Annotated in this window: 13 protein-coding genes; 5 read left to right on the top strand and 8 right to left on the bottom strand. The window is 73.6% G+C overall.

What is annotated here, in order from left to right; genetic code table 11:
* Positions 1 to 17: 17 nt before the first annotated feature.
* From ACZ4NB_RS28365 to ACZ4NB_RS28340, 6 genes are all read right to left on the bottom strand, one after another.
* Complete coding sequence (locus ACZ4NB_RS28365; protein WP_467665875.1) at positions 18 to 1997, bottom strand: serine/threonine-protein kinase; 1980 nt, start codon at positions 1995 to 1997, stop codon at positions 18 to 20.
* Between the two features lie 33 nt (positions 1998 to 2030).
* Positions 2031 to 2948, bottom strand: a complete 918-nt coding sequence (locus ACZ4NB_RS28360) for an oxygenase MpaB family protein (RefSeq protein WP_467665874.1) — start codon at positions 2946 to 2948, stop codon at positions 2031 to 2033.
* A 50-nt stretch (positions 2949 to 2998) separates the two neighbouring features.
* On the bottom strand, positions 2999 to 4189 hold the full coding sequence (locus ACZ4NB_RS28355; protein WP_467665873.1) for an acyl-CoA dehydrogenase family protein: 1191 nt from the start codon (positions 4187 to 4189) through the stop codon (positions 2999 to 3001).
* A 251-nt stretch (positions 4190 to 4440) separates the two neighbouring features.
* Positions 4441 to 4878 carry an SH3 domain-containing protein gene (locus tag ACZ4NB_RS28350; protein WP_467665872.1) on the bottom strand — a complete coding sequence of 146 codons (438 nt, stop codon included), beginning with the start codon at positions 4876 to 4878 and terminating at the stop codon, positions 4441 to 4443.
* 121 nt (positions 4879 to 4999) lie between these two features.
* A complete protein-coding gene (locus ACZ4NB_RS28345; RefSeq protein ID WP_467665871.1) occupies positions 5000 to 5764 on the bottom strand; it encodes a VOC family protein in 765 nt (254 codons plus the stop codon).
* Between the two features lie 146 nt (positions 5765 to 5910).
* Positions 5911 to 7077, bottom strand: coding sequence for an FAD-dependent oxidoreductase (locus ACZ4NB_RS28340; RefSeq protein ID WP_467665870.1), 1167 nt, complete (start codon positions 7075 to 7077; stop codon positions 5911 to 5913).
* Between the two features lie 204 nt (positions 7078 to 7281).
* Here ACZ4NB_RS28340 and ACZ4NB_RS28335 point away from each other — a divergent pair, with 204 nt between their 5' ends.
* From ACZ4NB_RS28335 to ku, 4 genes are all read left to right on the top strand, one after another.
* On the top strand, positions 7282 to 11490 hold the full coding sequence (locus ACZ4NB_RS28335; protein ID WP_467665869.1) for a molybdopterin-dependent oxidoreductase: 4209 nt from the start codon (positions 7282 to 7284) through the stop codon (positions 11488 to 11490).
* Positions 11491 to 11690: 200 nt separating this feature from the next.
* Positions 11691 to 11909: a hypothetical protein gene (locus ACZ4NB_RS28330; protein WP_467665868.1), complete on the top strand. Its 219-nt coding sequence runs from the start codon at positions 11691 to 11693 to the stop codon at positions 11907 to 11909.
* A 225-nt stretch (positions 11910 to 12134) separates the two neighbouring features.
* Entirely contained in the window at positions 12135 to 12533 is a 399-nt protein-coding gene (locus ACZ4NB_RS28325) for a DUF7144 family membrane protein (RefSeq protein WP_467665867.1), read from the top strand.
* A 140-nt stretch (positions 12534 to 12673) separates the two neighbouring features.
* The gene (ku, locus tag ACZ4NB_RS28320) at positions 12674 to 13654 is read left to right on the top strand and encodes a non-homologous end joining protein Ku (protein ID WP_467665923.1); all 981 of its coding nucleotides are present in this window, start codon (positions 12674 to 12676) and stop codon (positions 13652 to 13654) included.
* A gap of 18 nt (positions 13655 to 13672) precedes the next feature.
* Here ku and ACZ4NB_RS28315 read toward each other — a convergent pair whose 3' ends face one another.
* Both ACZ4NB_RS28315 and ACZ4NB_RS28310 read right to left on the bottom strand, forming a co-directional pair.
* On the bottom strand, positions 13673 to 15205 hold the full coding sequence (locus ACZ4NB_RS28315) for an alpha/beta hydrolase (RefSeq protein WP_467665866.1): 1533 nt from the start codon (positions 15203 to 15205) through the stop codon (positions 13673 to 13675).
* Between the two features lie 123 nt (positions 15206 to 15328).
* Positions 15329 to 15655 (bottom strand): plasmid stabilization protein, encoded by a 327-nt coding sequence (locus ACZ4NB_RS28310; protein WP_467665865.1) that lies wholly within the window; start codon positions 15653 to 15655, stop codon positions 15329 to 15331.
* 276 nt (positions 15656 to 15931) lie between these two features.
* Here ACZ4NB_RS28310 and ACZ4NB_RS28305 point away from each other — a divergent pair, with 276 nt between their 5' ends.
* Entirely contained in the window at positions 15932 to 18061 is a 2130-nt protein-coding gene (locus ACZ4NB_RS28305) for a SpoIIE family protein phosphatase (protein WP_467665864.1), read from the top strand.
* The last annotated feature ends 76 nt before the right edge of the window (positions 18062 to 18137 follow it).

Here is an 18137-nt window from a genome sequence, read left to right as displayed (position 1 = left end):
CGGGCCTGCGGGCCCCGCTACCGCTCGCGTCGGGCGCGCTGCCGGCGCAGGGCGGCGACCCGTTGGTGGAGGGCGGCCGCCTCGTCCGCGCGGCCCAGCTGCTCCAGGCACTGGGCCAGGTCGCTCTGGCTGGTGAGGGTGTCGGGGTGGGCTGCGCCCAGGACCCGTTCGCGGGCGTCGGCCACTTGGCGGTAGCCGTCCAGCGCGTCGTTCCAGCGGCCGAGCCAGCCGAGGGCCACGGCGGTCTCCCGCCGGCTGACCAGGGTGTCGGGGTGGTCGGGGCCGAGCGCCCGTTCGCGTGCCGCGGCCACCTCCCGGGCCTCGACCAGTGCCTCCTGCCAGCGGCCCAGCTGCCCGAGGTTGACGCCCAGGCCGTGCCGGGCGCGCAGGGTGTCGGGATCGGCGGCGCCCTGGGTGCGGGTGCGGGCCGCGATCAGGTCGCGGTAGAGCGCCAGGGCCTCCGCGCTGCGGCCGAGCCGGCCGAGGCCGATGCCGACCTCGTAGCGGGCGGCGAGGGTGTCGGGGTGGTCGGGGCCCAGTGCCGCCGCGCGTGCCGCCGCGACCTGCTGGTAGATCTGCAGCGCCGCCGCCCAGTTGCCCAGCTTGCCGAGTACGTGGGCGAGTGCGCAGCGGGTGGTGAGGGTGTCGGGGTGGCGGGCGCCGAGCACCCGGGCGCGGGCCTCGGCCACCTCGCGGGTCATCGCCAGGCAGTCCTCCAGCCGGCCCAGCCGACCGAGGTTGCGGGCGAGGTGGTGGCGGCAGCCGAGGGTGTCGGGGTGGTCGGGGCCCAGGGCGTGCTGCTGGTCGGCCAGCACCTCGGCGTAGCGCTGGTGGGCGTCGAAGTAGCGGCCCTGGCGGCCCAGCGCATGGGCGGCCTCCAGGCGGCCGGTGAGGGCGGCGCGGCGGTCGTCGGGTGGTGCGGGGCTGGCGAGCGGGACGGCCGGGGAGGTGTCGCCGCGTCGCGGGTCGCCATCTCCGGTCCAGCTGTCGGTGAGGACGGTGGTGGCCGGGTCGGCTGGGGGGCGGGGCGGGCGGCGTGCGGCGCCGGCCGGGGAGCCGAGGGTGATACCGCGGGTCCAGGACGGCAGTCGGGGGGTGGCGGTGGTGGTGTCGTCGGGGCCCGCGGGGGCGCGGCGAGCGGGGTGGCGGTGGCGGGCGTCGGCGAGGCGTTTGGCCAGGTCGTCGGCGTCGCGCGGCCGGTCGTCGGGGTCCTTGGCGAGCAGTTCGAGGATGATCCGCTCGTAGGGCTCGGGCAGGTCGGGGCGGAGCGTGCGGGGCGGGGCGGGGGCGGTGTCACGGTGTCCGACCAGCACCGCCCAGGCGTCGCCCAGGTCGAACGGGGGGACGCCGGTGGCCAGCTCGTAGAGCACACAGCCCAGGGAGTACAGGTCGCTGCGGTGGTCTATGGCGTGCGCGCCGATCTGCTCGGGCGACATGTAGTGCGGACTGCCCATGGCGATGCCGGTGCCGGTGAGGCGGGCGGTGAAGCCGATGTCGTGGCCGAGGCGGGCGATGCCGAAGTCGCAGATCTTGACCGTGCCGTCGGTGGTGCGGACGATGTTCGCCGGTTTCAGATCGCGGTGCACGACGGCCTGTTCATGGGTGTAGGCGAGGGCGGCGGTGACCTGCTCGGCGATCTCGACGACGTCCCCGACGGGCAGCGGCTGGCGCCGGTTGTCGTCCAGCAGCTGGCTGAGGTTACGGCCGTTGAGCAGCTCCATGACGATGAAGAGCGTGCCCGCGTCCTCGCCGAAGTCGTGGACGACGGTGATGCCGCGGTGCTGGAGGGCGGCCGCGACCCGGGCCTCGCGCCGGAAGCGTTCGCGCAGCACCTGGAGGAACGACGGTTCGTGCCGGGGCCCCATGGGCTTGAGGCACTTGACGGCGACCTGCCGGCCCAGTGATTCGTCGCGGGCCCGCCAGACCTCGCCCATGCCGCCGCGGCCGATGGTGTCGAGCAGCCGGTAGCGCCCCTGAACCAGTCTGTTCTCCGCCATCCCGTATCGCCGCCCCCGTCCCCAGTGCCGCGGTCAGCCGCGCAGTTCCCCCTGCGTTCCGTCGTGCCCGTCCAGTATGGCGGCGGAACGGCGGAGCTTGTAGGGCGCTGGGCGGGTGTCGGGGCCGAGTCGCTCGACGGCGCGCAGGACGTGCCGGGGCGGCAGCCGCCAGCGGATGGTGGGCGGGACGGCGCGCAGGAGGCGGCCGGTGGCGCGCAGTCGGCGGGTGACGGCGGCCGGCGGGGGCGCGGGGCGCCGGTAGAGGTCGTGTGCGTACGCCGGGAGCGCGTCGTAGGCCAGGTGTGCGACCCGCTGCCAGAGCAGCGCGCGGGCCGGTACGAGGAGGGCGGGGGTCGGGGGCCGGCGCAGGAACGCGTCGACCTGGCGGGCCTCGGGGGTCAGCGCCAGTTCGGGCCGTACGCCGTCGAAGTAGGCGGCGAGGGCGTCCCGGTCGCCGGGGACCACGTCCGGGTCGAGGCCCACCAGGCGGGCGCTCGCGCGCTGTTCGGCGAGGTAGCGGTCGGCCTGGGCGTCGCCGACCGGGTAGCCGGAGCGGCGCAGTACGTGCAGGTAGGAGTCGACCTCCGCGCAGTGCACCCACAGCAGCAGGGCCGGTTCGTCGATGCCGTAGCGCTCGCCGGTGTCCGGGTCGGTGGCGGTCAGCCGGCGGTGGATGCCGCGGACCGCGGCGCCGGCCCGCTCGGCGGCTTCGGTGGTGCCGTAGCTGAGGGTGCCGACGAAGTCGGCGGTTCGCATCAGCCGACCCCAGGCGTCGCGCCGGCCCCTGGCGTCCATGTGGAAGGCGGCGGAGTTCTGCATGACGCCGCGTACGGCGCGCGGGTGCAGCGCCTGGAGGTACAGCGCACGTACGCCCGCGATCCACATCATCGGGTCGGCGTGCAGCTGCCAGGTCACCGAGCGGGGCCCGAAGAGCCCGGGGTCGCCTGCCATTCGCCCCTTCTCCCGTCTGGGGGCCCGCGCCCTTGAGGCGTGGGGGTCGGTCAGCGCCGTACGCGCGGCATTCCGAGGCCGATCCACGAGATGATCTCGCGCTGGATCTCGTTGTTGCCGCCGCCGAAGGTGAAGATGACGGCGGAGCGGTAGCCGCGCTCCAGTTCGCCGTGGAGCACGGCACCGGCCGAGCCCTCCTTCAGCGGGCCGGCCGAGCCGACGACCTCCATCAGCCAGGCGTAGGCGTCCCGCCGGGCCTCGGAGCCGTAGACCTTGACCGCGGAGGCGTCCTGCGGGGTGAGCGTGCCCTGCTGGAGCGCGTCGACCATCTGCCAGTTCAGCAGCTTCATGGCGTCCAGTCTGGTGTGGGTGCGGGCCAGCCGTCCCCGGACCCAGCCCAGGTCGATGACCCGGCGGCCGTCGGCGAGCTTGGTCTCGGCGGCCCAGCGCTGGACGTCGTGCAGGGCGCGGATGGCCATGGTGCCGTGGGCGGCGAGGGTGACCCGCTCGTGGTTGAGCTGGTTGGTGATGATCCGCCAGCCCTTGTTCTCCTGGCCGACGCGGCGGGTGGCCGGGACGGTGATGTTCTCGTAGTAGCTGGCGGTGGTGTCGTGCGAGGCGAGGGTGTTGATCACGGTGCAGGAGTAGCCCGGGTCGCTGGTGGGGACCAGGAGCATGGTGATGCCCTTGTGGGGCGGGGCGTCGGGGTCGGTCCGCACCGCGAGCCACACCCAGTCGGCGGTGTCCCCGTTGGTCGTCCAGATCTTCTGCCCGTTGACGACGTAGTACCCGGTCTCCTCGTCGCCCTCGCGTACCGCGCGGGTCTTGAGGGCGGCCAGGTCGGTGCCGGCGTCCGGTTCGCTGTAGCCGATCGCGAAGTCGATCTCGCCGGACAGGATCCGGGGCAGGAAGTATGCCTTCTGCTCTTCGGTGCCGAACTGCATGATCGTCGGGCCGACGGTGTTCAGCGCCATCAGCGGCAGCGGTACGCCCGCCTGTGCGGCCTCGTCGAAGAAGATGAACTGCTCCATCGGGGTCATCCCGCGCCCGCCGAACTCCTTGGGCCAGCCGACGCCGAGCCGGCCGTCGAGGCCCAGGCGGCGCACGGTCTCGCGGTAGAAGCGCTTCTGGGCGGTGGGGTCGGCGTACCGTGCGTAGGCGTTCTCCGGCACCAGTTCGGCGAAGTAGGTGCGCAGTTCGGCGCGCAACCGCTGCTGCTCGGGGGTGTATTCGAGGTGCACGGCCCCTCCAGTTCGTCCGGTCCCGTCGTCCGGTCCGACTGCGCCGTGGTCCTGACGGTGCGTCGGATGCCGGATCGAGGGCACAGTAGAACTTGTTCCAGTAATACGGAAGGGTGCCGGAGCGCGATCGGGCCGGTGCGGCCGCCGGGCCGGGAGTCCGGAGGCGTGCCGGTGCGGGGCGGGGCCCCCGCACGCACGAAGGCCCGGCACGGCACCCGCGGGGTGCCGTACCGGGCCTCGCCCGGGCACCATCAGCCCATGGCGTGCTTGGCCGGGTTGTTGAAGCCGGGGTGCATCCGGCCGTGCTGCACGTCCTTGCAGTACTTGACCTTGCCGGTGTTGGTCACGTACTTCGCCGAGACCCAGGACGCCCGCTCATCGCGAGTGAGGTACCAGACGCTGTTGCCGCCGACACTCTGGGTGCGCACCTTGCACACCAGGCCGACCTGCGCGCGGTGACGGAGGAAGCCCCGCACGGAGGAGTCCGTGCTGGGGTACTGACGCGCACTCAGGCCCATCTTCGTGGTGACGATGCCGTACGGCTTCGCGGTACTGACGGGCCCGGGCGTCGCCGCCTGGGCCGACGCCGCGGTGGACAGCGTCGCGCCCATGGCGACGGCCGCGGCCAGTACGCCCGCGCCGGCGGCGAGCCTTCTGCCTCGGGCCACGAGGAGTTCAGTCGTGGACATAGGGGGGTCTCCTGTTCTTGACGCGCAATGGCGCCCATTGGCGCAAACGGGACATTACGCGCAAAAAACCCATTGAATGGGGTGAAACGACGAACAGGCCGCCGATCGTGTGATACGGGAATCAGCCCTCGGTGCCGGCGCGGTGGATACCGAAGGAGGCCCCTTGCGGATCGCGGACCACGGCGATCCGCGGCCCGTCGGGGACGTCCGTGGGAGGCACCAGCAGCATGCCGCCGGACTCGGTGGCGCGGGCGGCCGTCTCGTCGACGTCGGCGACCGCGAAGTACGGCAGCCAGTGCGCCCTGACGTCGTCCGGGTAGAACTCGTCCAGCGCGCTCATCCCGCCGAAGTCGGCGCCGTCGATGCCCCACTGCGGATAGTCCTCATGGGTGCCCACGGTCCAGCCGAAGACCCCCGTGTAGAAGACCTTGGCGGCCGCCTCGTCACGGGTGGCCAGCTCGACCCAGCCCAGCGAGCCCGGCGCGCTGAGCACCGCGGCACCGGCGAAGGACCGGGCCTGCCACACCTCGAAGACGGCCCCCTCCGGGTCGGCCAGGACCGCGAAACGACCCAGGTCGAAGACGTCGCTCGGCGCCCTGACCTGCCGTCCGCCGGCCCGGGTGACCGCGGCGGCCAGCGCGTCGGCGTCGCGGGTCGCGAACGACACGGTCCAGGCGGTCGGCTGACCGGGGGCGGCGAGCGGTGACAGCGCGGCGACCGGGGCGGCGCCCAGATAGAGCACCGTGTAGCCGCCCGCCTCGTGGCGCGGGTCGGTCTCGGCGCGCCAGCCGAAGACCTGGCGGTAGTACACCTTGGCGGCGTCGACGTCCGAGGTGCCCAGCTCCACCCAGCACGGTGCGCCGGGTGTGGGCCCAGTGATCTTCACGGTGTGCTTCCGTCCCTCCGCGCCGCCGCGGGGCGTGCCGCCGTCGCGTCCGTGCGCGGCCGGCCGCCGCCCGTACGCTGCCGATCGTCCGACGGACGCGCGGGGCCCGCAACCGGAGGGCGGGCGGCTCGGGCTCGCCGGGGCGGTCAGGGCCCCTGCTGCCCCTGCCCGGCCATCCGGCGCAGGTGGCGCAGGGGCCCCTGCGGGGCGTCGGGGGCGAGGGCGTTGGCCAGTCCGCGGGCGGCCAGCTCGGCGGCCCGTGCCGAACGGGGCATCATGGCCTCCTCATAGGCGAGCAGCGCCTCGTCGGGGTCGTCGTGGCGCGCGACGAGGGCCTCGGCGAGTTCGCAGCCGTCGAGCATGGCGAGGTTGGCGCCCATGCCGGAGAACGGCGTCATCAGATGTGCGGCGTCGCCGAGCAGCGTCAGGCCCTGGGTGTGGATCCAGGTGTGCGGCACCGGCAGCGCGAACAGCGGGCGGTTGGCGAACCCGCCGTCGTTCTCCCGCAGCAGTGCCAGCAGCCGGTCGTCCCACCCCGCGAAGGTGTCGAGGAGCACGGCGCGCACCGCCTCGGTGTCCGCCATCGTCAGCCCGGCCTGCAGCGCCCAGTCCTGGGATCCCCGGAAGGCGGCGTAGCCGCGGATATGGGCGTGGCTGTTGCGCTGGGCGATCAGCGCCTGGTCGGCGTGGGCCGCCATCATGCTGCCGTCGCCGACCAGGCGGGCGATGGCGGGGTGGCGGGTGTCGACGTCGTCGAGTCCGAACTCGACGAAGGTGACGCCGGAGTAGTGCGGGGTGGCGTCGGAGAGCAGCGGGCGCACCCGGGACCAGGCCCCGTCGGCGCCGATGACCACATCGAAGGTCTCGGTGCGGCCGTTGTCGAACTCCGCCTTGTGGCGCCCGTCGCCGAGCGGATGGACGGTGCGTAGGTAGTGGCCCCAGCGGACCGTGCCGGGGGTGAGGGAGTCCAGCAGCAGCCGCCGCAGTTGGCCGCGGTCGATCTCGGGGCGGTCGGCCTCGTCGGTGGCCGTGGTGTGCTCGAAGAGCAGGGTGGCGGTGCGGTCGAGCAGCCGCATCTGCTGCCCCTCCGGGCGGGCCAGGGCGCTGAACTCCTCGTACAGCCCGGCCGCGTGCAACGCCTTTTGACCGGTCGTCAGCTGGAGGTCCAGCGTGCCGCCTTGCGGGCGGGCGCCGGCGGACGCTTCATGATCGTAGACGGTGACCGGTACGCCGTGCCGCTGCAGGACGCGGGCGCAGGTCAGGCCGCCGGGGCCGGCGCCGATGACCGCGATGCGGGGAGGGGTGGGTGTCATGCCATCCAGAAAAGCACAGCCGGTAAGAAAGTGCAACGGTTACACTTTTGCAGTCGTGCAACCCGCGCTCGCCGTCGCATCTCACGGAGCGCCGTGCGGGACTGTGTGGTCGCCGTAAACACCGCTGACCGCTTCATGTGACACCCGGTTAACGGGCGGCTCGTAGGGTCGGAACCCGGCATCCGACCACGAAGGGGACCGTCCGTGACCGCACCGGAACCGCTGGCAGAGCACCTGACGCAGGTGCGGACGGCGTGCTCGTACTGCGGTGTCGGCTGCGGGATCGTCCTGGACGTGGCGACGGACCGCGACGGGCGCCGCACGGTCCGCAAGGCGACCGGCGACAAGGCGCACCCCACGAACGCGGGCCGGCTGTGCACCAAGGGCGCGACCGGCGCGGAGCTGCTCGCCGCGCCGGGGCGGCTGTCGACCGCCCTGGTGCGCGCGGACCGCGGCGCCGAGCCGGTGCCCGGTGCGATGGACACCGTGGTCAAGGAGACCGCCGCCCGGCTGCGGGCGATCGTCGACGCGCACGGCCCGGACGCGCTCGCGCTGTACGTCTCCGGGCAGATGACGCTGGAGGCCCAGTACCTGGCGAACAAGCTCGCCAAGGGCTTCGTGCGCACCCGGAACATCGAGTCCAACTCGCGGCTGTGCATGGCGAGCGCGGGCAGCGGCTACAAGCTGTCGCTGGGTGCGGACGGCCCGCCCGGCTCGTACCAGGACTTCGAGCACGCCGAGGTGTTCCTCGTCATCGGCTCCAACATGGCCGACTGCCATCCGATCCTCTTCCTGCGGATGATGGAGCGGGTCAAGGCGGGCGCCAAGCTGATCGTGGTCGATCCCCGGCGCACCGCCACCGCGGCCAAGGCCGATCTGTTCCTGCAGATCGCGCCGGGCACGGATCTGGCCCTGCTCAACGGGCTGCTGCGGCTGCTGGTCGACGGCGGCGCCCTCGACGAGGAGTTCATCGCCGAGTACACCGACGGCTGGGAGGCGATACCGGAGTTCCTCCAGGACTACGGGCCCGAGGCGGTCGCGGAGATCACCGGGATACCGGAGGAGGACCTGCGCCGGGCCGCCGAGTGGATCGGCGCGGCGGGCGCCTGGATGAGCTGCTGGACGATGGGGCTGAACCAGAGCACGCACGGCACCTGGAACACCAACGCGCTGATCAACCTGCATCTGGCGACCGGCGCGATCTGCCGCCCGGGCGCCGGACCGTTCTCCCTCACCGGCCAGCCCAACGCGATGGGCGGCCGCGAGATGGGCTACATGGGGCCGGGGCTGCCCGGGCAGCGCTCGGCGCTGGTGCCCGAGGACCGTGCGTTCGTCGAGGAGTTGTGGGGGCTGCGGCCTGGGACGCTGCGGGCGGACGGGGCGGGCCGGGGGACCGTCGAGATGTTCCGGGAGATGGCGGACGGGGACATCAAGGCGTGCTGGATCATCTGCACCAACCCCGTCGCCTCGGTCGCCAACCGCCGGACGGTCATCGAGGGGCTGGAGGCCGCGGAGTTCGTCGTGGCGCAGGACGTCTTCACCGAGACCGAGACCAACGCGTACGCCGATGTGGTACTGCCGGCCGCCATGTGGGGCGAGTCCGAGGGCGTCATGGTCAACTCGGAGCGCAATCTGACGCTGGTGCGGCAGGCCGCCGATCCCCCCGGCGATGCCTGGCCCGACTGGCGGATCATCGCGCGGATCGCCTGCGAGATGGGGTACGAGGACGCCTTCGGCTATGAGAGCGCGGAGGAGATATTCGAGGAGATCAAGCGCGCCTGGAACCCGCAGACGGGCTATGACCTGCGCGGAGTGTCCTACGAGCGGCTGCGGCGCACCCCGGTGCAGTGGCCCAGCGCGTCGGCCGACGGGCCCGACCGCAATCCGGTGCGCTACCTCAACGACGGGGTGAGCCAGCGGCCGGCCCTGCGCCCGGACGGCTCCCGGCCCCGACTGTCCTTCCCCACCCCCAGTGGCCGTGCCGCGTTCTTCGCCCGGCCGCACCTGCCCGCGGCGGAGATGCCCGACGACGACTTCCCCTACGTGCTCAACACCGGCCGGCTGCAGCACCAGTGGCACACCCTGACCAAGACCGGCAAGGTCGCCAAGCTGAGCAAGCTCGACCCGGGGCCGTTCGTGGAGATCCATCCGCGGGACGCACAGGCGCTGGGCGTCGCGGAGGGCGAGGCGGTGGAGGTGGCCTCGCGGCGCGGCCGGGCGGTGCTGCCGGCGGTGGTGACCGACCGGGTGCGGCCGGGGAACTGCTTCGCGCCGTTCCACTGGAACGACCTGTTCGGCGAGTACCTCAGCGTCAACGCGGTGACCAACGACGCGGTCGATCCGATCTCCTTCCAGCCCGAGTTCAAGGTGTGCGCGGTCTCGCTGGCCCGGGTCGCGGGCGAACGGGGGCCGGCGGGGAGCGTGGCCGGGGCGCGCTCGGAGGGGGCGTCCGGGCCCGGTGCGGAGCCCGGCGGCGGGACGGAGGGTGCGGTGGCGCTGCTGTCCGAGGTGTTCCACCTCCCCGATCCCGCGCCGCCGGTGCTGGCCGCGCACGAGCGCCGCTATCTGTCCGGCTTCCTCGCCGGGCTGCGTTCGGGGAACGCCCCGGGCACGCCCGTGCTGCCCGCGCAGGCGCCGTTCGGCCCGGAGACCGCGCTGTGGGTGAACGGCGTGCTGGCCGGGATGTTCTCGCGGGTCGAGGACGGGCGGCCGGCGGCGGACGGCGCGTCGGGCGCGGCCGCCGGGGCCACCGACGCCGCGCCGGCCCGTACGGTCATCGTGCTGTGGGCCTCGCAGACCGGCAACGCGCAGGAGGTCGCCGCCGACACGGCCCGGCGGCTGAAGGGCAGCGGGCGGGACGCGACGCTGCTGAGCATGGCCGAGAGCGCCCCGGCGACCCTGCCGCGCACCGCCGATCTGCTCATCGTCACCAGCACCTTCGGTGACGGCGACGCGCCCGACAACGGATCGGGGTTCTGGGAGACGCTCAACGCGCCGGACTCTCCCCGGCTGGAGGGTGTGCGCTACTCCGTCCTGGCGCTCGGCGACTCCTCCTACGACGACTTCTGCGGCCACGGGCGCCGGCTGGACGCACGCCTGGCCGAGCTGGGCGCGGTGCGGCTGGTGCCGCGCACGGACTGCGAACCGGACTACGAGGAGCCGGCGGAGCAGTGGGTCGGGCGGGTGCTCAGGGCCCTGGAGGGCGGGGCGGACGCGGGGGACGCCGGCGGCGCCGGGGAGGCGGCGGCGCCCGCGCCGGCCGCCGCGCCGCCGGCTCCCGCCCGCGCCGCCAAGCCCGCGCCGAGCCTCGCCCGGCTCGTCGGCAACCAGTTGCTGAGCCGTCCCGGGGCCACCAAGGAAGTGCGCCGGTTCACCTTCGACACCCGCGACGCCGAGGGCGCGCCGCTGGACTACGCGGTGGGCGACGCGCTGGAGGTGCAGCCGACCAACTGCCCCGAGCTGGTGGCGGAGTGGCTGGAGCGCACCGGTCTCGACCCGGCCGCCACCGTCGAGGTCGCGGGCCTGGGCGCGGTGTCGTTCGGCGAGGCGCTGCTGCGCCATCTCGACATCGCGCGGATCTCCCCGAGCCTGCTGCGACTGGCCGCCGAACGCACCGGCGACCGGCTGCTGAAGAAGCTGCTGCGGCCCGACAACAAGGGCGAGTTCGCGCAGTGGGCCTGGAGCCGGCAGGCCGTCGACGTGCTCGCCGAGCACCCGGTCACGGCCGACGCCGCGGAGTGGGCCGCCGTCCTGCCGCGGCTGCGGCCCCGGCTGTACTCCATTTCGTCGAGCCCGCTGACCGACCCCGCCCTGATCGATCTGACGGTCTCCGTCGTGCGCTACGAGAACCGCCACGGACGCCCGCGCAAGGGCGTGGCCTCCACCTTCCTCGCCGACGCCGAGCCCGGCAGCCCGGTGCCGGTGGTCGTCCGGTCCGCCCCGCACTTCCGGCCGCCGACCGACCCGGCCACCCCGATGATCATGGTGGGGCCGGGCACCGGGGTCGCGCCCTTCGTCGGCTTCCTCAACGAGCGGCGCGCCCGCGGCCACCGCGCCCCCAACTGGCTGTTCTTCGGTGAGCAGCGCCGCGCCACGGACTTCTACTACGAGGACGACCTCGGCCGGCTGCGCGAGGAGGGACTGCTCACCCGGCTGGACACGGCCTTCTCCCGCGACCAGCGCGCCAAGGTCTATGTGCAGGACCGGATGCGTGAGCACGGCGCCCACCTGTGGTCGTGGTTGCAGGACGGTGCCCACTTCTATGTGTGCGGCGACGCGTCGCGGATGGCCAAGGACGTCGACCGCGCCCTGCGCGAGATCGCCGTGGCGCACGGGGGCCTGACGCCGGACGCGGCCGCCGGCTACGTCAAACAGCTCGCGGCCGACAAGCGCTACGTCCGCGACGTGTACTGAGACATGTACTGACCGGGGCGCTGGGGGACCGGGCGGACGATGGCCAACGGCCCTTCCGGGAGGCCCGGTCGGGGTGGCGAGCGGCGACCCGGACCTGGTGGGGGACTTCCGGCGGTACGGGTTTGCGGGGCCCGGCGGCCGTTTTTGAACGGGCCGACGCCCGGCATCGGCCGCACGATGGAAGGGAAGGAGAGAGCGCTATGACCGCCACGACCACAGCAGCCACAGCCGCCACAGCCGTCGGCGCCACGGCCACCGAGCCGGCGCCCGACGGGCCCGGCCCCGTGCCGAGCCGGCCGGAGCCGGTACCGCGCGACCCGGTCCCCGCCGAGCCGGACCCGGACGAACCGGGCCCGCGACCCGAGGGACCGCCGGGTGGGGAACCGGAGGAGAACCCCTCCCCCGAGCCGCCCGACTGAAGCGGGCCGGCGCCGGGTACCGCAGGCCGGGCCGGACCGCCGCGCCATGAGGGCCTGTCAGCCCCCGGTCCGCTCGCGCGTCGGCGGTGGGCCCGCGCCGCGCCCCGGCCCGCGGCGCGGATCCCTGACATGCGGACGGCCGGTGCCTGTGGAAACGTGGAATTCAGGGCATGACCACCGGCGGGTCCGTGCCGGCGGCCGGGTTTCTCAAGTGAGGAGTGGACCATGGCCGGTCAGAAGCAGAACGTCGGCGGCTGGACGGCGTTCGCCTCCGTACTGATGATCTTCGGTGGCGCGATGGCCTTCCTGGAGGGCATCTCCGCTATCGCCAGGGACAACGTCTTCGTCACGACGCAGAACTACGTGTTCTCGTTCAACCTCACCGGCTGGGGCTGGATCCATCTCATCCTGGGCCTGATCATCCTCCTGGCGGGCGTCGCGCTGCTGATGAGCGGTGCGATGTGGGCCCGCGTCCTCGGTGTCGTCGTCGCCGGCCTCGGGGCGCTCGCGAACTTCCTGTGGATCCCGTTCTACCCGTTCTGGGCCATCGTGCTGGTCGCGATAAACATCTTCGTCATCTGGGCGCTGTGCGCCGGAGACCAGCGGCATCAGGTGCCCGCCTGAGGCTGTGGCCCCCGCGGGGGCCGGGAGTCCGTCCGTACGGCACGCCGGATCCCTCCCGGATCAGATGATCCATCCCGGGATGTGCGCTTCATCCGCCCCGCTTAGCATGGAGCCGAATGGCACCGATGAAGGCGGCCCCCATGCGCCCCACGGCGAAGTTCTCCATCAGCTTCGGCCTGGTCACGATCCCGGTCGCCGCGTACAACGCCACGGACAGCTCGGCGTCGGTCAGCTTCGTACGCATCCACACCGCGGACGGCGGCCGGGTGCGCAATCAGCCCGTGTGCTCGCTGGAGGGCGTCGAGATCCCCCCGGACGAGATCGGTCGCGGCTACCGGCCCGGCGACGGCGAGAGTGTCGTACCGCTGAGCGACGACGATCTGGACGCGCTGCCGCTGCCGACCGCGAAGACGCTTCAGATCCTGGCGTTCGTCGCCGGCGGTGACATCGACCCGCTGCAGATGGGCAAGGGCTACTACCTGGGTGTCGACAGCCCTGCCGCGGCCAAGCCCTATGTGCTGCTGCGGGAGGCGATGGAGCGGCACCAGCGCGTCGGGCTCGGCAAGATCGCGCTGCACGGGCGGGAGACGCTGGCCGTGATCCGCCCCCTGGAGGGCGCGCTGGTGATGCAGGTGCTGCTGTGGCCGCACCAGATCCGCCCGATGGACGGGGTGCTGCCCGAGCGGCAGGAGACGATCGCCGCCAAGGAGGTGGCCGCCGCGGAGGCCCTGATGGACACCTACGGCGGACTGTCCGAGGACGATGTGCACGACCACTACCGCGAGGCGCTCGACGAGATCGTGGCGGCGAAACTGGCGCACCGCGAGCCGGCGTTCGCCACCGGCGAGGAGCCGCCCGCGGGCCAGGTGATGGACCTGATGGCGGCCCTGCAGGACAGCGTGCGCGCCGCCAAGCGGTCGCGCGGCGAGGAGGAGGATTCCGGCCCCGCCGCGAAGAAGGGCACGGCGAAGAAGGGGCCCGCGAAGAAGACCACCACCAAGGCCGCCGCCGGGAAGTCCACCACCCGGGCCACCGCCGGGGCCGCCGGTGAGAAGACCGCCGCCAAGAAGCCGCCGGCGGCGAAGAAGACCGGGACCGGACGCGGCCGGCGGGCCGGTTGAGCCCACCGGCTCGGCGGCTCAGCCGCAGGAGGTGTGGGGCTTGGGCATCCTGCCGTCCAGCAGGAAGTCGTCGACATACCCCTGGACGCAGGCGTCACCGGAGGCGTAGGCGGCGTGCCCCTCACCGCGGTAGGTCAGCACCATGCTGGAGTTGTCCAGCTCGCGGGCCATGTTGCGGGCGCCCTCGTAGGGCGTCGCGGGGTCGTTGGTGGTCGCCACGAGCAGCAGGGGCGGCGCGCCGGGGGCCGCGACCTGGCGGGAGGAGTCGTCGCCCGCGGCGGGCCAGTCGTAGCAGTCCAGCAGGGTCGGGGCGATGTCCGGGCCGAAGAGCGGGGAGGCCCGGGTGAGTTCCCGCTCGGCGCGGGGGTAGTCCGCGGCGCCGTAGCGCTCGGAGGTGTCCCGGCAGGAGACCGCCCGCAGGGCCAGCTGGTCCTGCGGCGGCAGCTCGTCCTGCCCGACCTGCCGCACCGGAACCCGGTGGGCGCCGCCGGCCTCGCTGCCGCCGCGGTCGCTCAGCCGGAGGATGCCGGCGCCGTCGCCGCGGCGCAGCTGCGCCAGCGCCTGCCGCAGGGCCGGCCAGTCGCTTCTGCTGTAGAGGGCCTCGCGCAGCGCGTAGACATATGTCGTCTGGTCGACCGCCTTTCCCTTCACCGCCATCGGCCGGTCACTCAACTGCCGGTACCAGTCGAGCAGTTGGTCCTGCGCGCGGGGGCCGTCGGTGCCCATCGGGCAGTCCTTGGCGCGGATGCAGTCGGCGGCGAAGTCATCCAGGGCCCGCTGGAAGCCCTTCGCCTGGCCCAGCGCGGTCTGCCAGGTGTTCTTGGTCGGGTCCTCGACGCTGTCCAGGACCATCCGCCCGACCTTGTCGGGGAACTGGTGGGCGTAGACCGCCCCGAGTTTGCTGCCGTAGGAGAACCCCAGGTAGTTGAGCTTGCCGTCGTGGACCGCGGCACGCAGGACGTCCATGTCCCGGGCGACGTCGGGGGTGCCGACCCAGGGCAGCAGCCCGCCGGAGTAGCGGCCGCAGGCGTCGTTGATGCGCTTCTCCTTCGCCGCCAGGGTGTCCTGGGGGCCCTGGGCGGGGGCGAGCTGGGTGCCGCAGGTGACGGGTTCGGTGCGGCCGGTGCCGCGCGGGTCGAAGCTGACGATGTCGTAGCGCTGCCCCAGCCGGGCGAAGGCGCTCCCGTTGTCGATCAGGTAGTCGACGCCGGAGGCGCCCGGTCCGCCGGGATTGATCACCAGGGAGCCGAGCCGCTCACCGGGGCCGGTGGCGCGCAGCCGGATCAGCTGGACCCGCAGCGTGGTCCGTGCGGGGTCGGCGTAGTCGCGCGGCACCTCCAGCCGGGCGCACTCCAGGCGCTGCTGATAGCCCGGCGGCTGCGTGGTGTCCTGCCCCGGTGTGCCGCTGCGGACGTCCTGCCCGCAGGGCTCCCAGGAGAGCCGCTGCTGATAGAAGCGCGCCAGATCCGGGTCATCGACGGCCGTGACGGCCGGAGTTCCCACGAAGAGGGCGAGCAGCGCCGCCACCGCGGCCACGGCCGGCAGCCGCACCGACGCGCCGCGCCGGCGAACACACCGCGCTCCCCCTACTCCCACACGAGACGGTGCACGGCGTGTTCCCGGCATACCTCCGAGCCTAGGTCCGTCGCACCTCTTCCGCACCGCCGGTGGAGATCAGCGGCCGAGGGCGCGGCGCAGCTCGTCCTTGTTCATCGAGGAGCGGCCGTCGATGTGGCGCCGCTTGGCCTCCTCGTACAGCTGGTCCTTGGTCGGCCCCCGCGCCCCGCTGTGGGAGCGTTCGCCGCCGCGCTGCGAGGCGGACTTCGGGTCCTGGGTGGAGACCCTGCTCGACGTCCGGGACTCCCCGGCGCGCGCCCGCTCCTTGTTGACCGTCCGGGCGGCGATCTCCTTGGCGCGCTTGGTGGACTCGCCCCTCTCCTGCGCACTCTCCTTGATGTGCTCGTACTGGCGTTCACGCTTCTTGCTCGAACCGGCAGGCATGCTGTCCTCCTCGCCCCGGCCCCTCGGCCGGGGTCCTCGACCTGGGCGGATCGCCTCGACGGCGGCACGGCGGCCACCCGCGGCGCACCACGACCGGCCGCGCACCGCACGCTCCTCTACCACTCCACCCCGGCCGCCCGCCCCGCGCCACCCGGCAGGGCGGCCGGTATCCGCATGCCGCGCCCCGGCGGGCGGCGTAACGTCGGCAATGGCCCGGGAGGGCCGGCCACCCCGGGTGGTCGCGATGTCACAGCGGCAGCGGTGCGAAGGTGCGAGATGAGTGGCGGGACCGGTTGCGGCCCGGTGGACCGGGCCCTGTTCCGGGCGCTGGGGGACACCGGGGCGTCCGTCGCGGGGCTGTATGTGCTGGCCCCCGGCGAGCCGGTGCTGGAGCTGACCGTCATGAGCGGCATTCCGGCTCCGTTCCTGGACCCGTGGGCCCGGGTCGCCCTCGCGGCTCCGATCCCGGTCGCCGTCGCGGTCCGCGACCGGCGCCTGGTGTGGACGAACGGCCCGCAGCAGCTGGCCCGTGACTTCCCCCGTACGGCGGTGGCCGTCCCCTACGACTTCTCGCTGGCCGCGGCGCCGATCGGCGAGGGCGACGGCAGCCGGGGCGCTCTGCTGCTGTTGTGGCCCGCCGGGCATCCGCCGGAGCTGTCGGCGGACGAGCAGGCGGCGATCGAGAGCGCCTGCCGGCGTCTGGCGGTCCTGCTGGCCGACCACCCCGGCGCCGGCGACCGGGTGCCGCCCGAGGCGCCGCGCGTACTGCCGCCACCGCCCGCGCGTCCCGTCGGCGCGCAGGAGGCCCTGGCGGCCGTCGACTACCTCGAACGGCTGCCGGGCGGCTGCTGCGCCCTCGACCTGGACGGCCGTATCACCCTGGTGACGACCGGCGCGGTGGAGCTGCTCGGCGAGCCGGAGAGCCGGCTGATCGGGGCGCGCCCCTGGGACGTCCTGCGGTGGCTGCGCGACCCGGCCTTCGAGGACCGCTACCGCGCGGCAGTGATGAGCCGCCGGCCGGTGTCCTTCACCGCCCGCCGCCCTCCGGACCGGTGGCTCGCCTTCCGGCTGTTCCCGGACGGGAGGGGCCTGAGCGTCTGGATCAACCCCGCGGACAACGTGGACGATCCGCAGGCAGCGCCCGACCTCACGGCGCAGGAGGCGGTGGTGCCGGTACGCGCCGGGCAGATCTACCACGTACTGCACCTGGCCGCCGCGCTCACCGAGGTCGTGGGGGTCCAGGACGTCGTGGGCCTGATCGCCGACCAGATCGTGCCGGCCTTCGGCGCCCAGGGCGTGCTGATCTACTCGGCGGAGGGCGGCCGGCTGCGCACCATCGGCCACCGGGGCTACTCCGCCGAAGCCGTCGCCCACTTCGAAGGCGTCGCCCTCAGCGCCGCCAACAGCCCGGCCGTGCACGCCCTGGCCACCGGGGAGCCCAGTTTCTTCTCCTCCCCCGAGGAGATCGAGAGCCTCTACCCCGGTCTGCCGCAGCTGACCGGCAAGGCGGCCCGGGCCGTACTGCCGCTGATCGTCTCCGGCCGCCCCGTCGGCTGCTGCATCCTCGCCTACACCCGGCCGCACGCCTTCAGCCGCGAGGAACGCCAGGTCCTGACCTCGCTGGCCGGGCTGATCGCCCAGGCGCTGGACCGCGCCCGGCTGTACGACACCAAGCAGCAACTGGCCCACGACCTGCAGGCGGGGCTGCTGCCGCACAGCCTTCCCGTGGTGCCCGGACTCGCCGTCGCCGCCCGCTATCTGCCGTCGACCCGCGGGATGGACATCGGCGGCGACTTCTACGACCTGATCCGCCTCGACGAGGGCAGCGCCGCCGCGGTGATCGGTGACGTCCAGGGCCACAACGCGGCCGCCGCCGCCCTCATGGGGCAGGCCCGCACCGCCGTACACGCCCACGCGACCGCCGGCGCCGCGCCGGGCGAGGTGCTGGCCCGGACGAACCGGCTGCTGACCGACCTCGACCCGGACCTGTTCACCAGCTGCCTGTACGTCCACATCGACCTGCGCACCCGGCGGGCGTGCCTGGCCAGCGCCGGCCATCCGCCCCCGGTTCTGCGCCACCCGGACGGGCACACCACGGTGCTGCGGGTGCCCCAGGGACTGCTGCTCGGCATCGATCCCGCCGCCCGGTACAGGGCCACCGAGGTCGAACTGCCGCCGAGGTCCGTGCTCGCCCTCTACACCGACGGCCTGATCGAAACCCCGGGGGTCGACCTGGAGCAGTCCGTGGCCGGCCTCGCCCGGCGACTCGACGACGCCCCCTGGCAGAGCCCCGACCGCCTCGCCGACGCCCTCCTCCGGACCCGTCAGGACGAGGCGGACCGGCAGGACGATGTCGCCCTGATGCTCCTGGCGTCAGAGCCGACCGGTCCTGATGTCTGGCCCTGATGTCTGGCCCTGATGTCTGGCTTCTGCTGTCCGGTCCTGCTCTCTGTCCGGTCCTGCTCTCTGGCTCTGACGGGCG

Source organism: Streptomyces sp. NPDC026575, assembly GCF_055567415.1.
The sequence above is the reverse complement of the archived record's forward strand: the minus strand, read 5'-3'. Positions and strand labels throughout refer to the sequence as shown.

Bases quoted from the DNA above. Each gene is read 5' to 3' on its own strand.
- ACZ4NB_RS28310 (WP_467665865.1), bottom strand. From the start codon at position 15,655: ATGCCTGCCGGTTCGAGCAAGAAGCGTGAACGCCAGTACGAGCACATC.
- ACZ4NB_RS28365 (WP_467665875.1), bottom strand. From the start codon at position 1,997: ATGGCGGAGAACAGACTGGTTCAGGGGCGCTACCGGCTGCTCGACACC.
- ACZ4NB_RS28350 (WP_467665872.1), bottom strand. From the start codon at position 4,878: ATGTCCACGACTGAACTCCTCGTGGCCCGAGGCAGAAGGCTCGCCGCC.
- ACZ4NB_RS28325 (WP_467665867.1), top strand. From the start codon at position 12,135: ATGGCCGGTCAGAAGCAGAACGTCGGCGGCTGGACGGCGTTCGCCTCC.
- ACZ4NB_RS28360 (WP_467665874.1), bottom strand. From the start codon at position 2,948: ATGGCAGGCGACCCCGGGCTCTTCGGGCCCCGCTCGGTGACCTGGCAG.
- ACZ4NB_RS28305 (WP_467665864.1), top strand. From the start codon at position 15,932: ATGAGTGGCGGGACCGGTTGCGGCCCGGTGGACCGGGCCCTGTTCCGG.
- ku (WP_467665923.1), top strand. From the start codon at position 12,674: ATGCGCCCCACGGCGAAGTTCTCCATCAGCTTCGGCCTGGTCACGATC.
- ACZ4NB_RS28340 (WP_467665870.1), bottom strand. From the start codon at position 7,077: ATGACACCCACCCCTCCCCGCATCGCGGTCATCGGCGCCGGCCCCGGC.
- ACZ4NB_RS28330 (WP_467665868.1), top strand. From the start codon at position 11,691: ATGACCGCCACGACCACAGCAGCCACAGCCGCCACAGCCGTCGGCGCC.